13 protein-coding genes, 1 other RNA gene and 2 pseudogenes are annotated in these 13,956 nt (G+C 68.5%); 10 read left to right on the forward strand and 6 right to left on the reverse strand.

Annotated elements, in window-relative coordinates; genetic code table 11:
• Positions 1 to 6 precede the first annotated feature (6 nt).
• Positions 7 to 734, forward strand: a pseudogene (locus tag ACNQVK_RS16945) (zinc ribbon domain-containing protein).
• Positions 731 to 1,816, forward strand: a complete 1,086-nt coding sequence (locus ACNQVK_RS16950; RefSeq protein ID WP_418030443.1) for a bifunctional RNase H/acid phosphatase — start codon at positions 731 to 733, stop codon at positions 1,814 to 1,816. The pseudogene ACNQVK_RS16945 and the gene ACNQVK_RS16950 overlap by 4 nt, the downstream one beginning before the upstream one ends.
• Position 1,817: 1 nt before the next feature.
• On the opposite strand, the gene ACNQVK_RS16955 is transcribed toward ACNQVK_RS16950, so the two are convergent.
• The gene (locus tag ACNQVK_RS16955) at positions 1,818 to 2,399 is read right to left on the reverse strand and encodes a helix-turn-helix domain-containing protein (protein ID WP_418030444.1); all 582 of its coding nucleotides are present in this window, start codon (positions 2,397 to 2,399) and stop codon (positions 1,818 to 1,820) included.
• Positions 2,400 to 2,447: 48 nt separating this feature from the next.
• Here ACNQVK_RS16955 and ACNQVK_RS16960 point away from each other — a divergent pair.
• Both ACNQVK_RS16960 and ACNQVK_RS16965 read left to right on the forward strand, forming a co-directional pair.
• A pseudogene (locus tag ACNQVK_RS16960) lies at positions 2,448 to 3,366 on the forward strand (NAD(P)/FAD-dependent oxidoreductase); the annotation flags it as partial.
• 63 nt (positions 3,367 to 3,429) lie between these two features.
• Entirely contained in the window at positions 3,430 to 3,996 is a 567-nt protein-coding gene (locus tag ACNQVK_RS16965) for an SAM-dependent methyltransferase (protein WP_418034188.1), read from the forward strand.
• A gap of 31 nt (positions 3,997 to 4,027) precedes the next feature.
• On the opposite strand, the gene ACNQVK_RS16970 is transcribed toward ACNQVK_RS16965, so the two are convergent.
• Positions 4,028 to 4,462: a VOC family protein gene (locus ACNQVK_RS16970; protein ID WP_276129805.1), complete on the reverse strand. Its 435-nt coding sequence runs from the start codon at positions 4,460 to 4,462 to the stop codon at positions 4,028 to 4,030.
• 9 nt (positions 4,463 to 4,471) lie between these two features.
• Positions 4,472 to 4,924 carry a helix-turn-helix transcriptional regulator gene (locus ACNQVK_RS16975; RefSeq protein ID WP_418030445.1) on the reverse strand — a complete coding sequence of 151 codons (453 nt, stop codon included), beginning with the start codon at positions 4,922 to 4,924 and terminating at the stop codon, positions 4,472 to 4,474.
• 29 nt (positions 4,925 to 4,953) lie between these two features.
• Between ACNQVK_RS16975 and rnpB the strand changes: the two genes are divergently transcribed.
• Positions 4,954 to 5,347, forward strand: an RNA gene (gene rnpB / locus ACNQVK_RS16980) — RNase P RNA component class A.
• A 23-nt stretch (positions 5,348 to 5,370) separates the two neighbouring features.
• Here the strand turns inward: rnpB and ACNQVK_RS16985 are convergent.
• The gene (locus tag ACNQVK_RS16985; RefSeq protein ID WP_418030446.1) at positions 5,371 to 6,870 is read right to left on the reverse strand and encodes a CHAD domain-containing protein; all 1,500 of its coding nucleotides are present in this window, start codon (positions 6,868 to 6,870) and stop codon (positions 5,371 to 5,373) included.
• Between the two features lie 162 nt (positions 6,871 to 7,032).
• Here ACNQVK_RS16985 and ACNQVK_RS16990 point away from each other — a divergent pair, with 162 nt between their 5' ends.
• Both ACNQVK_RS16990 and ACNQVK_RS16995 read left to right on the forward strand, forming a co-directional pair.
• Positions 7,033 to 7,731 carry a TetR/AcrR family transcriptional regulator gene (locus ACNQVK_RS16990; RefSeq protein WP_418030447.1) on the forward strand — a complete coding sequence of 233 codons (699 nt, stop codon included), beginning with the start codon at positions 7,033 to 7,035 and terminating at the stop codon, positions 7,729 to 7,731.
• A gap of 10 nt (positions 7,732 to 7,741) precedes the next feature.
• Positions 7,742 to 8,527 carry an enoyl-CoA hydratase/isomerase family protein gene (locus ACNQVK_RS16995; protein ID WP_418030448.1) on the forward strand — a complete coding sequence of 262 codons (786 nt, stop codon included), beginning with the start codon at positions 7,742 to 7,744 and terminating at the stop codon, positions 8,525 to 8,527.
• On the opposite strand, the gene ACNQVK_RS17000 is transcribed toward ACNQVK_RS16995, so the two are convergent.
• The gene (locus tag ACNQVK_RS17000; protein ID WP_418030449.1) at positions 8,524 to 9,417 is read right to left on the reverse strand and encodes an oxidoreductase; all 894 of its coding nucleotides are present in this window, start codon (positions 9,415 to 9,417) and stop codon (positions 8,524 to 8,526) included. The two genes, ACNQVK_RS16995 and ACNQVK_RS17000, sit on opposite strands and share 4 nt — an antisense overlap.
• A gap of 88 nt (positions 9,418 to 9,505) precedes the next feature.
• On the opposite strand from ACNQVK_RS17000, the gene ACNQVK_RS17005 reads away from it, so the two are divergent.
• Entirely contained in the window at positions 9,506 to 9,937 is a 432-nt protein-coding gene (locus ACNQVK_RS17005) for a MarR family winged helix-turn-helix transcriptional regulator (protein WP_418030450.1), read from the forward strand.
• A gap of 8 nt (positions 9,938 to 9,945) precedes the next feature.
• Here ACNQVK_RS17005 and panB read toward each other — a convergent pair whose 3' ends face one another.
• Positions 9,946 to 10,803, reverse strand: a complete 858-nt coding sequence (gene panB, locus ACNQVK_RS17010; RefSeq protein WP_418030451.1) for a 3-methyl-2-oxobutanoate hydroxymethyltransferase — start codon at positions 10,801 to 10,803, stop codon at positions 9,946 to 9,948.
• 157 nt (positions 10,804 to 10,960) lie between these two features.
• Between panB and ACNQVK_RS17015 the strand changes: the two genes are divergently transcribed.
• Both ACNQVK_RS17015 and ACNQVK_RS17020 read left to right on the forward strand, forming a co-directional pair.
• Positions 10,961 to 12,352, forward strand: coding sequence for a WS/DGAT/MGAT family O-acyltransferase (locus ACNQVK_RS17015; RefSeq protein WP_409550634.1), 1,392 nt, complete (start codon positions 10,961 to 10,963; stop codon positions 12,350 to 12,352).
• Positions 12,353 to 12,416: 64 nt separating this feature from the next.
• A complete protein-coding gene (locus tag ACNQVK_RS17020; RefSeq protein WP_418030452.1) occupies positions 12,417 to 13,934 on the forward strand; it encodes an alpha/beta hydrolase in 1,518 nt (505 codons plus the stop codon).
• Positions 13,935 to 13,956 lie beyond the last annotated feature (22 nt).

The raw sequence follows: 13,956 nt of genomic DNA on the forward strand, positions 1-13,956 counted from the left end.
CAGGGCATGAAAGCCGAAGTAAAACAACAACGTTCGCTTCTCGCGCTGACCGAGGTCGATGCCGAACTCGGGCGCCTGGCGCACCGCGCCAAGAACCTGGGCGAACAGCAGCAGGTGGACGAGGCGCAGGCTGCGCACGCCGGGGCCAGCGACGGGGTGGGCGTCCTCGGCATCGCGCTGGAAGACCTGGAAGCCCAGGTGACCAAGCTGGAGAGCGAGATCGACTCGGTCCGTCAGCGTGAGGACCGCGACCGCGGGCTGATCGACGGCGGCACGGTGGGCGCCAAGCAGGTCGCCGAGATCCAGCACGAGCTGGAAACGTTGCAGCGCAGGCAAACCAGCCTGGAGGATTCGCTGCTGGAGCTCATGGAACGACGCGAGGAACTGTCGAACCAGCAGGCCGAGGCGCTGCAACGTATCGACGACCTGCAGACCGCTCTGTCCGCGGCGCAGCGGGCCCGGGATGCCGCGCTGGTGGAGATCGACCAGGCCAAGCATCAGGCGGTGACTCGCCGCGACGGGCTGGTCAGCGTCATCGACCCTGAACTCGTCAATCTCTATGAACGCCAGCGGTCCCGGGGCGGCGCGGGGCCGGGCTGCTCCAGGGCCGGCGCTGCGGCGCCTGCCGGATCGAGATCGACCGCGGCGAGAGCGCCCGGATCGCCGCGGCCGCCGAGGACGACGTGCTGCGTTGCCCCGAGTGCGGGGCAATCCTCTTGCGGATCAAGCAGTGAAGGTACTCGTCGAAGCAGACGGCGGCTCCCGGGGCAATCCCGGACCGGCGGGCTTCGGCGCCGTCGTGCTCGACGCCGACCACGACGCAGTGCTGGCCGAGCGCAAGGAAGCGATCGGCCGGGCCACCAACAACGTCGCCGAATACCGCGGACTGATCGCCGGTCTGGAGGCCGCCACCGAGCTGGGCGCTGCCGAGGTGGCGGTGTCGATGGATTCCAAGCTTGTCGTGGAACAGATGTCGGGCCGCTGGAAGGTCAAGCATCCCGACCTGATTCCGCTGCAGCGCCGGGCCGCCGAACTGGCCGCTGGTTTCGAACGGGTCAGCTACGCGTGGATCCCGCGGGAACGCAACAGCCATGCCGACCGGCTGGCGAACGAGGCGATGGACGCGGCGGCGGGCATCGTCAGCGACAAACCTGCGGAGGCCGAAAAGGCCGCACTGTCGGCACCCGGCTGGACCGGTGCCACCGGGGCGCCCACCCGGCTGTTGCTCCTGCGCCACGGTCAGACCGAATTGTCGATCGCCCGCCGGTATTCGGGGCGCGGCAACCCGGCGCTGACCGAGGAGGGGCGCAGGCAGGCCGATGCCGCCGCGCGGTATCTCGGTGCCCGCGGCGGCGTTGCGGCGGTGGTCACCTCGCCGCTGGAGCGGGCGTATGAGACGGCGACGGCTGCGGCCAAGGCGCTCGGTGTGGATGTCCGCGTCGACGACGACCTGATCGAGACAGACTTCGGCGACTGGGAAGGGCTCACGTTCGCCGAAGCCGCGCAACGGGATCCGGAACTGCACCGGCGCTGGCTGCGGGACACGAGCGTCGAGCCGCCCGGGGGTGAGAGCTTCGACGCGGTGGCCCACCGGGTCCGCCGGGCCCGCAACCGGATCATCTCCGAGTACGGCGAGGCGACGGTTCTGGTGGTCTCCCACGTGACGCCGATCAAGACGATCCTGCGGCTGGCGCTCGATGCCGGCGAGGGAATTCTGTACCGGTTGCATCTTGACCTGGCATCGCTGTCGATCGCCGAGTTCTACGCCGACGGAGGATCTTCGGTCCGGTTGGTCAATCAGACCGCATACCTGTAGGTCAGGCGTGCAGGTGTAGTTGCTCGCCGTGCGGACCGAAGATGGTGATCGCCTCGACCGGTCCGTCGACCACCCCGAACCAGTGCGGTGTCCAGGTCGAGAATTCCACGGCCTCACCGGGATTGACGACGAAGTCCTGCTCGCCCAGGATCAGGCGCAACTGTCCGGACAGCACGTACATCCAGTCGCGTCCTTCGTGGACGGGGAATTCGGTGGGCGGCTTGCGGCGCTTCGCGCTGATCCGGACCTTGTAGGCGTGCAACCCGGCCGCCGGGCCCTGCCTGGTCAACGGCCAGTACGTGATGTCGTGGTGGGTGTGTGAGCTGCCGCTGACCCGGGGGTCCTCGGCCTGCGGCGCGCGCAGCAACTCGTCGGTGGTCACCGACAGGGCGGCGGCCAACCGGGGCAGGTGGTCCAGGGCCAGTCGGCGCTTGCCCGATTCCAGCCGGCTCAGTGTCGACACGTCGATCTGGGCGCGGCGCGCGACGTCTTCCAGGGTGAGCCCCCGTTGGGCCCGCAACTCCCGCAGGCGACTGCGGACCAGGGCGTCGATGTCGGTGGGCTCGGCAGCGTTTGCCTCCATGGCAAAATAGCTTGGCACTTTGCCATGTGATTGGGCAAGCTCGAAGGCATGGAAAACATCTGGGATTGCGTCATCGTCGGCGGCGGGGCGGCCGGCCTGAGTGCGGCGCTGGTGCTGGGCCGGCCGGCGACGGGTACTGCTGGTGGATGCGGGGAATCAGAGCAACCTGGCCGCACACGGCATCGGCGGCCTGCTGGGCAGCGACGGCCGCCCCCCCGCCGACCTCTATGCGGCGGGTCGTGCCGAGTTGGCCGCCTACCCCACGGTGGAGGTGCGCAGCGGCGAAGTCGTGCGCGGGGAGCCGGGATTCGCGCTGGAGCTGGCCGACAGGACCCGAGAGCAGGCCAGGACGGTGCTGCTGGCCACCGGCATGGAGTACCGGTCGAAGGACATCGACGGTCTCGAAGGGCTTTGGGGCGCTTCGGTTTTCCACTGCCCGTTCTGCCATGGCTGGGAGATGCGCGACGCGCCGGTCGCCGTGATCGCCCAGGGGGACCGTGCGGTGCACTCGGCACTGATGATGCGCGGCTGGACCGAGGATCTGGTGGTGCTCACCGACGGTGACAGCGGGCTGGACGACGCACAGGTCAAGCAGTTGGACGCGGTCGGAATCAGCGTCGACGAGCGACCGATCGCCCGCTTCGTCGCGCACGAAGGCCAACTGGCGGCCGTCGAGTTCACCGACGGCGCCCGGCTGGCCAGGAGCGGGGCACTCGTCGCTGCCACACTGCACCAACGCTCGCCGCTGGCGGCGCACCTCGGTGCCGTCTCAGCGCCCGGGCCGATCGCCGTGGACGCCCTCGTCGTCGACGCGTTCGCCCGCACCTCGGTGCCCGGACTCTTCGCCGCGGGGGACCTCGGTGCCCAGATGCCGCAGGTGGCCACGGCGGTGGCATCGGGCAGCCAGGCCGGCGCCGCCGTCGTGCAGCACCTGCTCGGCGAGGACGTCGGGCTCCCGGTACCGCCGTGGCCCGCCCAGACGGCCGTCACCGCCCAGTACTGGGAACGGCATTACGGGCAGCGGGGTCGCATCTGGAGCGGACGGGTCAATGCCCAACTGGCCAAGATCGCCGCGGACCTGCCGGCGGGCCGGGCGCTGGATCTCGGCTGCGGCGAGGGCGGTGACTCCGTCTGGCTGGCCGAGCAGGGCTGGCAGGTGACGGGCGTCGACGTCTCTGACACCGCGCTCGCCCGGGCCGCGGCCGAGGCGCAGGAACGGGGCGTGGCGGACCGCATCACGTTCGAACGCCACGACCTGTCCGAGAGCCTGCCGTCCGGCCGTTTCGACCTGGTCTCGGCCCAGTTCCTGCAGTCACCGATCGCCATGGACCGCGCCGGGTTGCTGCGGCGTGCCGCCGGTGCGGTGGCCGACGGCGGCCTGCTGGTCATCGTCGATCACGGTGCCGCGCCGCCCTGGGCCCCCGAGCACGTCCGCAAGTTCGCCTTCCCCAGTGCCAATGACGTCGTCGACTCACTGAACCTCGATGACGCGCAATGGGAACGGATCCGGGTGGGAACCGACGAGCGGGAGGCGACGGGGCCCGACGGTCAGCCCGGCATCCTGGTCGACAACGTGATGGTGCTGCGGCGGCGTTGACGGGCCGTCCCCGCCGCCGCAAGGCCAATGGCTAAGCGGTGGCGGGGATGTCCGTGCGCTGGGTCAGCCGGATGCTGTTGCCCGACGGGTCACGGAAGCCGGAATCGATGCCGTAGGGCATCTGGTTCGGCGGTTCGGTGAACTCGACACCGCGTGCGGTCAGCTCCTCGTAGCTCTTCTGACAGTCCTCGGTGGTCAGAAACACCGTGCCGGCGAAGCCCTTTGCGGTCAGGTCCTGGACCTGCTTCTGCGTCTGCTCATCCATCACGGGCTCGCCCGGCACGGCCATCAGCACGATGCCGACCTCGTCTTGTCCGGGCGGGCCGACCGTGAGCCACCGGAATGCGCCCATCTCTTCGGGGAACGAAACATCCTCGCGCACTTCCATTCCCACCTTCTCGGTCCAGAATTTCAGCGCGACTTCCTGATCGTGAACCCACAGGTGCGTGTAAGCGATTTTCATCATGGCCCGACGCTACGTGCGGTCCGGTCCGGCCGTCTTCTCCGTTTGTGCTGTCTTGGGCCGGCCGGCGTGGGGACGCCGCGTGTCGCGCGCCAGGATGCAACTGGGCACCGGGGCGCGGAGCATGGCCGGCGGCAAGCTCGCCCGGTAGGCGGCCGGGGGCTTGCCGTACACCCGCGCGAAGTTCGTGGTGAACGAGCCCACGCTCTGCAGGCCGACCATCACGCAGATGTCGGCGACCGAACGGTCGGTGTTGCGCAGCAGCGCCGCCGCCCGCTCGAGGCGCCGGCTCTGCAGGTAGGCCCGTGGAGACTCACCGAAGGTGCGGGTGAACATCCGGCTGAAGTGCGCCCGGGACAATCCGGCGGCCGCCGCGAGGTCGTCGACGGTGATCGGATCCGCGTAACGGACATCCGCGAGATCCTTCGCACGGAGCAAATATCGTGCCGGTGGTACCTGGACCATGCGATTAACGGTACGGTGATCAGCGCGAACGAGTTGGCCGGGCGGCCGCGGCACCGGTGCGAACCGGGGTCGAGGAAAGTCCGGACTTCACAGAGCAGGGTGATTGCTAACGGCAATCCGAGGTGACTCGCGGGAAAGTGCCACAGAAAACAGACCGCCAGAAATGGTAAGGGTGAAACGGTGCGGTAAGAGCGCACCAGCACCCCGGGTGACCGGGGTGGCTAGGCAAACCCCACCCGAAGCAAGGCCAAGAAGGCCGCAACCTGGTTGCGGTCGCGCAGGCGCCTGAGGGCTGCTCGCCCGAGCCTGCGGGTAGGCCGCTTGAGGCACCCGGCGACGGTGTGTCCAGATGGATGGTCGCCGCCGGCCCTCCTGGTAACGGGAGAGCCGGGACAGAATCCGGCTTAGAGGCCAACTCGTTCGCCCCCGCTCCGCAACCGGCCCACCTAGTGGGTCTTGCGAACCGCCTTGTCCAACTGCTTGAGCGCATCCTGCAGCAGCGCCCGGGAATGCTGTGCCAGGTCGTCCTCCTGCTGATACAGCAGCCCGTAGGTGAAGGTGTCCTCACCGGCGGCATGGGCGGCGTCGGCCTGCGTGCTCAGATGGGCCTTGCTCACCACACTGTCCTGGTGATCGCCCAGCAACGTCTGGATGCTCTTGGCGCGCTCGGACACCCTGGCCGCCCCGGTGGCCGCTGCGGTGTAGCGAAGTCTCTTGGCGCCCTTGCGGATTCGGTGCAGCGCCTCGTCCTTCTCCTCGGCGCTGGCCTCGGCATCGCTGTCGGCCGCCGCAGCGGTCTTGGCGGCCTTGCGAACCCGCTTGTACGCCGCGTCGATGTTCACCGATTTCGTTGCGGCGCGGGCGGATTCCGGTTGCTCGGCGCTGACCAGCTCCTCGAGCGCGTCCAGCAGCCGGAAGTAGCGCTCCGAGCGCATCGCGAGCAGGGAGCGCCGCCAGCCCGCGGTGTAGCGGCGGTTGGCGCCCTCGACCAGCCGCTGGCGAACCGGCCCGCGGACCAGCTCGGCGGGCATCTCGTCGAGTGCGCGCTGATAGCGCTCGGCCAGCACCTCGGCATCGCGGGCCACACCCAGCACTGCGGCAAGCGCACGCAGCTCGTCGAGCACCCAGCCGTCGTCGTCGAGGCCGAAGGCGTCCTTGGACTCCTGCAGCAGACTCCGGATCTTGCGGGTGGTCACCCGCATCTGATGTACCGAGTCGTAGGCGTCCCCGCGTACCGCGCGGTCCCACACCAGCAGCGCCTCGATTTGCTCGGCGATGGCCCGGTGCACCGGGTCGGCCGGGGGAGCCGGAGCCGGGGCCACATCCGTGCCGAGCACCTTGGCCAGCTTCGAACCGTGCCCGGCCGGTTCCGCGCCGGCATCCGCCAGCCGGTTCGACAGCCGGTCCATCAGGTCGTCGGGCACATCGGCGGTGAGCAGCTCCAGCTCCCACTCTCGCCAGCTCTGTGCATCGGCTTCCTCGCCGGTGACCGAAGCGGTCACCCGGTCGTCGCAGAACTCGGCAAGGCCGACGCCGTCGGCTCCGCGCAGGACTTCCACGTTGCGCTGGGTGCTGATCCGGGCCACCGGGGACAGCGGCCGGTCCCGGACGATCGCAAGCACGATGTCGCGCAGATCCTCGGGCACGGTGTCGGTTGCCGTGCCCAGCGGCGTGCGCACCTCGGTGCGGGTGTCGACGCCGGCCGGAAGCTTCAGGTGCCAGCCTGCGTCGCTGCCGCCGGTGCGGCGCCGCAATGTGATGCGGTGCGCGGCAAGGTCGCGGTTCGGGGTGTCGAAGTACACCGCATCCAGGTGCTGGGTTTCCACGCGTGCGACCTCGGCGATGGCCGACAGCCCCTCGAACGACGGCGAGACGGTGTTCTCGGTGACCGCGAACTTCCGCTCGATTTCGGTGTACCTCGCGGTCTTGGATTTGCCGGGGGCCATAGTCACCTTCGCTGTGCACCGGAGGCGGGAGATCGGATGGGACCAGCGTGCCATATCCGGGTGGGTGCCACGACCGGTGTCTGGTCACAGCAACGTCAAGACTTGCCGCTGTCTCCACCGCGCTGTCGGTGATGTCCGCAAGCGTCTCCTAGTGTTGCTGACATGGCGGCTGAGACGACACCGGCGAACACCGCTGCCGGGCGTGGACGCCCGCGGCTGGAGCGGCCACGCAGACCGGGCACGACTGCCCGTGAACAGATTCTCGATGCCGCCGCCGAGCTGTTCACCACCCACGGCTACGCCAGCACCTCGACACGGCGCATCGCCGACGAAGTCGGGGTCCGGCAAGCCTCGCTCTATCACCATTTCGCCACCAAGGACGACATCCTCGACGCGTTGCTGGCCGGCACCGTCGACGATGCCCTTCGCCTGGGTGCCGAGCTGCTCGACAGCGCGGGGCCCGCGGCGCAGCACCTGCACACTCTCGCGGTCGCCGATGCGCACCAGCTGTGCGCGAGCCGGTGGAATCTGGGTGCGCTGTACCTGCTTCCCGAGCTGCGCACCGACCGGTTCGAACCGTTCCGCCGCCGCCGTGCCGAGCTGCGCGAGGTGTACCGGAGGCTGTCGGAGGCGGTGATCACCGAATGCGCAGGCCCGCCCGATGCCGCTGACCTGCCGTTCCGATTGGTGGAATCGGTGGTCAACAGCCGTTCCGACGATGTCGAGCGCGCGCCGGCACAGCCCTGGGCGATCGGGGAGGGGGCGCTGCGGATCCTCGGGTTCGACGGTGATTTCGGCCCGTTGGAGGACGCCACCGCCGCCCGGCTGGGGCTGCGGCCGCCGCAATCCCCGGCCCGCTAGAGTTCGGGCCGTGACCGAGCCCACCTATGAAGCCATCTCGTTCGAGCAGTCCGGCGCCGTCGCGCACATCACGCTGAACCGCCCCGATGCTGCGAATGGCATGAACGACACCATGACTCGCGAACTGGCCGACGCTGCCCGGCGCTGCGACACACCCGGTACCAAGGCCGTGGTGCTGACCGGTGCGGGCCGGTTCTTCTGCGCCGGAGGTGACCTGAAGTCGTTCGCCACCGCGCCCGACCGCGGCCGGTTCATCAAGGGCGTCGCCGACGACCTGCACCAGGCCATCTCGTCGTTCGCCCGGATGGACGCCGTGCTGATCACAGCGGTCAACGGCACCGCCGCCGGCGCAGGGTTCAGCCTGGCGGTGGCCGGTGACCTGGTGCTGGCCGCCGAATCGGCCACTTTCACCATGGCCTACACCAAGGTGGGGCTGAGCCCCGACGGCAGCGCGTCCTACCACCTGCCTCGACTGGTCGGACTGCGCCGGGCGCAGGAGCTCATCCTGACCAACCGCACGCTCTCGGCCGTCGAGGCGCAGGACTGGGGACTGATCACCGAGGTGGTCGCCGGGGACGAACTCGCGGCCCGCGCCACGAAACTGGCCGAGCAGGTCGCGGCGGGCTCCGGCGGATCCAACGGTGCGGTCAAGTCGCTGCTGGTGTCCTCGTTCAAGAACAGCCTCGAAGAGCAGATGGCGGCCGAAGGCCGGTTCATCGCCCAGCGGGCCAACTCCGCCGACGGCCGCGAAGGCGTCGACGCGTTCCTGGCCAAGCGCAAGCCCGACTTCGCCTAGCCGGCTGCCGGGCCGGCGGCCGCCGGTTCGATGGTGAGATCAGCCGGCAGCTCGATATCCGCGACGGCCAGGTTCTCCTCCAGGTGGGCAACCGAGGACGTTCCCGGAATCAGCAGCACGTTCGGCGCGACATTCAACGTCCACGCCAACGCGATCTGCGCCGGCGTACGTCCCAGTTCGGTGGCCACCCGCCGGATCGTCGGATGGCCCAGGACCGGATTGTCCGCGGCGAACGCCGAACCCAGCGGGAAGAACGGGACGAAGGCGATGTCGTGTTCGACGCACAGGTCGAGCACGGGCTGCGAGGTGCGGTCGGCGAGGTTGTAGGCGTTCTGCACGCAGGCGATCTCGGTGCGCTCCAGCGCGATCTCCACATGCTCACGTGAGGCGCTGCTCAGCCCGATGCCGGCGATGAGGCCTTCGTCGCGAGCCGTGATCAGGGTGTCCAGTTGCTGCTCGAACAACCCGTGGTCGACCTCGGCGGGACCCCCGATGTCGGCCCCGAAGAGCCGCAGGTTGACCACGGCAAGCTGGTCGACCCCCAGGGTGCGCAGGTTCTCTTCGATGCTGTGCCGCAGTTCGGCGGGTTGTTGTGCCGGGAGCCAGTTGGCCTGGGCGTCGCGCCTGCCACCGACCTTGCTGACAAGCGCCAGGTTCTGCGGGTAGGGGTGCAGCGCCTCCCGGATGAGTTCGTTGGCGACATCCGGCCCGTAGAACTGGGCGGTATCGATGTGGTCGACACCGAGTTCGACGGCGCGGCGCAATACCGCGACCGCCTGGTCGTGGTCACGGGGCGGGCCGAACACCCCGGGCCCGGGCAACTGCATCGCGCCGAATCCGACGCGTCGGACGACCCGCGACCCTAGCGAGAATGTCTGTGGGGAGGTCATGGCGGACCTTTCGTTAGATCTCTAACTATATGAGATCAAACTATATGAGCACTGATATTCTCTGTCAACGAATCAGAGGAGAACCGTCGTGAACGACGAGCAACGGAGCGCGGCAGAACTGGCCGATGCCTTCGGGCGCGCTGCCAAGTCCGTTGTCCGCGCATTCGACGAACGCCTCGGCGACCGCGGTGTGTCGACTCCGCGGTCCAAGCTGCTCGCCGAGATCGAACGGATGCAACCGGTCCGCTCGGCCGAGGTGGCCAGGGCGGTCGGTGTCACCCAGGCCACCGCATCAACCCTCGTCGAGGCTCTGGTGCGGGAAGGGCTGGTGGTCCGTGCACCCGATGAAAACGACCGCCGGGCAGTGCGATTGACGACGACGGCCGAGGGGCAGGAGCAAGCCCGGCACTGGCGGGCCGACTACATCGCCGCTGCACACGAGATGTTCGCCGGCCTCACCAGTGCGGACAAGGCAACGCTGACCCGGTTACTCGTCAAACTCGGTGACGCGCTGGCCTGAAGCCGAGATCAGTAGCTGTGCTCTTCGGCCGGGAACACCCCGGTCGCCACGTCGTTGGCGTACTGCGCTGCCGCGCGGTGCAGTTCGCCGCCCACGTCACCGAAACGCTTGACGAACTTGGCGGTCTTGCCGCTGGTGAGCCCGGCCATGTCCTGCCAGACCAGCACCTGGGCATCGCAATTGGGGCCGGCACCGATGCCGACCGTGGGGATCGTCAGCTTGCCCGTGATCTGGGTCGCCAACTCTGCGGGCACCATCTCGAGTACCACCGCGATCGCACCGGCTTCCTGCACGGCGATCGCGTCGTGGATGGTCTGCTCGGCAGCGTCGCCGCGGCCCTGGACGCGGAACCCGCCCAGCCCGTTCACGCTCTGCGGGGTGAAGCCGATGTGCGCCACCACCGGGATGCCGGCGGCCGACAGCGTCGCGATCTGTTCGGCCATCCGCTCACCGCCCTCCAGCTTGATCGCCTGCGCGCCGGTCTCCTTCATGAAGCGGGTGGCGGTGGCCAGCGCCTGGGCCGGGCTGCTCTCGTAGCTGCCGAACGGCAGGTCGGCCACGACCAGCGCATGCGGGGCACCCTTGACGACCGCGCGGGCCAACGGGATCAGCTCGTCGATCGTGATCGGCACGGTGGTGTCGTAGCCGTACACGACGTTTGCCGCCGAGTCGCCCACGAGGAGCACCGGAATGTCGGCCTCGTCGAACACGCGCGCACTGGAGTAGTCGTAACAGGTGAGCATCGCCCACTTGTGCCCCTCGGACTTCCATTTCTGCAGCGTGAGCGTGCGGACCTTGGTCCGCGGCTTGGCTGCCACGGACTCCGCGGCGGTTTCGGAAGCACCATAAACAGACTGTTCAGACATCGTCGTCCCTTGTGATGGTCGGTTCGATCCTCGAGGCCGCTCTGCGGTCCCCGGGTTCGTCGGACTCTGTCAGTCTGCCACCGCGGGGAATGAAGGCAAAAGCGACGTTCGAGTGGATTTCCTCACAGTTTCAGCATCGCGACCTAACATCAGCGGCATGCAACGGCTCAGCGGACTCGACGCCAGTTTCCTGTATCTCGAAACCGCGGCGCAGCCGATGCACGTGTGCTCGGTGCTCGAACTGGACACGTCGACCATGCCGGGCGGCTACACGTTCGACCGCTTGCGTGACGCGCTGTCGCTGACCGTCAAGGCGATGCCGCAATTCCGGGAGAAACTGGCCGACAGCCGGTTCAATCTCGACCATCCGGTTCGGGTGGAAGACAAGGACTTTGACGTCAGCAGGCATCTCCACCGGATCGGCCTACCCGCACCCGGCGGGCGGGCCGAGCTGTCCGAGATCTGCGGCCACATCGCCTCGCTGCCGCTGGACCGGACCCGGCCGCTGTGGGAGATGTGGGTCATCGAGAACGTGGCGGGCACCGACGCCCATGCCGGCGGCCGGTTGGCGCTGATGACCAAGGTGCACCATTCCGGCGTGGACGGGGTGACCGGTGCCAACCTGATGTCGCAGTTGTGCACCACCGAGGCGGACGCACCGCCGCCGGAGCCGGTCGACGGGGTGGGCGGCGCCACCGGCGCCGAGATCGCCATCAGCGGTGCACTCAGGTTCGCGGCCCGCCCACTGAAGCTGGCCAATGTGCTGCCCTCCACCGCGAGCACCGTCATCGACACCGTGCGCCGGGCCTTCAACGGCCAGGCGATGGCCGCCCCGTTCAATGCACCGAAGACCGCGTTCAACACCAACATCACCGGGCAGCGCAGCGTCGCGTTCGCCCAGTTGGATCTCGAGGACATCAAGACCGTCAAGAACCACTTCGACGTCAAGGTCAACGATGTGGTGATGGCGCTGGTGTCCGGCGTCCTGCGTACCTTCCTGCACGACCGAGGCGAACTGCCCGAGACCTCCCTTGTCGCGATGGTGCCGGTGTCCGTGCATGACCGTTCCGACCGGCCCGGGCGCAATCAGGTATCGGGGATGTTCTCCAAGCTCGAAACCAACATCGACGATCCGGCCGAGCGGCTGCGGGCCATCGCCGCGTCGAATTCGGTTGCCAAGCAACACAGCTCCGCGATCGGTGCGACGCTGCTCCAGGACTGGACACAATTCGCCGCGCCCGCGGTGTTCGGCGCCGCGATGCGGGTGTACGCGGCCAGTCGGCTGTCCGGGGCCAAACCCGTCCACAATCTCGTCATCTCCAACGTGCCGGGGCCGCAGGAGCCGCTGTACATGTTGGGCTGTGAGGTCAAGGCCATGTACCCGCTGGGCCCGATCTTCCACGGATCGGGTCTCAACATCACCGTGATGTCACTGACCGGCATGCTCGACGTCGGCATCATGTCCTGCCCGGATCTGCTGCCTGACCTGTGGGACATGGCCGACGATTTCCACGTGGCGCTCGAAGAACTCCTCGCCGCTACCCGATAGTCCCACCGCGCGTCGCGATAGGTCGGGCCTGCGGCGATGTCGTGCCATGGCAGCATGGTCAGCCATGAAGTTCAGGATGAGGTTCGGCGCGCTGCTGGCGACGACGGCGGTCGCCGCGGCGGGCTGCACCCAGGTGGTCGACGGGGAAGCCCAGATTGCGGTCCCACGGCCCGGCACGCCGGTGCAATGGCTGCCGTGCAACGCCGGTTCGGGTGACCACGCGCAGATCCCCGACAACGCCGAATGCGGGCTGCTGTCGGTGCCGGTCGACTACTCGAAGCCAGAGGGCGAGATCGCCCGCCTGGCGATGATCCGCTTCCCGGCCGCGGGCCAGAAGATCGGCTCGCTGGTGATCAACCCCGGTGGCCCCGGCGAGTCCGGGGTGGAATCGGCCGTCTCCCTGCTGTCCGGCCTGCCGCAGTCGGTCAAGGACCGCTTCGACATCGTCGGGTTCGACCCGCGCGGCGTCGGGTCCTCGACGCCCGCGGTGTGGTGCAACTCCGACGAGGACAACGACCGGCTGCGCGCCGATCCGACGGTGGAATACACCCCAGAGGGTGTGGAGCACCTGGAGAAGGAAACCAAGGACTTCGTCCAGCGCTGCGTCGACAAGATGGGCAAGGAGTTCCTGGAGAACGTCGGCACCGAGAACGTCGCCAAGGATCTCGACGCGATCCGGGTCGCGCTCGGCGACGACAAGCTGACCTACCTGGGCTATTCCTACGGCACCCGCATCGGTGCGACCTACGCCGAGCAGTTCCCGGAGAAGGTCCGCGCGATGATCCTCGACGGCGCCGTCGACCCCAATGCGGATCCGGTCGAAGAAGACATCCGCCAGGCCGCGGCATTCCAGAAGGCCTTCGACGACTACGCCACCGACTGCGCCACCAAGAACCCCGACTGCCCGCTGGGCACGGATCCGGCCAAGGCCGTCGAGGTGTACAAGAGCCTGGTCGACCCGCTGGTGGAACACCCGGCCAAGACGCGGGATCCGCGCGGGCTCAGCTACAGCGACGCCACCGTGGGCACCATCCTGCCGCTGTACTCGCCGAATCTGTGGCGGCACCTGACCGAGGGCCTGACCGGGCTGAAGAACGGCAACGGCGATGTGATGCTGGCGCTGGCCGACCTCTACATGGGTCGGGATGCCAAGGGCCACTACAACAATTCGACCGACGTGCGCGTCGCGGTCAACTGCGTGGACAAGCCCGCCATCACCGACCGGGCCACCGTCGTCGACGAGGACCGGCGGGCCCGCGAGGTGGCGCCGTTCATGAGCTACGGCGAATTCACCGGGCACGCCCCGCTGGGCACCTGCGCGTTCTGGCCGGTGCCCCCGACCAGCAAGCCGCACGAGATCTCGGTGAAGGGGCTGCCCCCGACGTTGATCGTGTCGACCACCAACGACCCGGCGACGCCGTACCAGGCCGGTGTCGACCTGGCCCGTCAGCTCGGCGGCACCCTGGTGACCTTCGAGGGCACCCAGCACACCGTGGTGTTCCAGGGCAACAAGTGCATCGACGACATCGCCGCCACCTACCTCGTGGACGTGACGGTGCCGCCGCCCGGGACCCGCTGCTGACCGATCGGGCCGGCAAGGTCAC

Source organism: Mycobacterium sp. 134 (assembly GCF_048282715.1).
In the GTDB taxonomy this organism is placed as follows: Bacteria; Actinomycetota; Actinomycetes; order Mycobacteriales; family Mycobacteriaceae; genus Mycobacterium; species Mycobacterium septicum.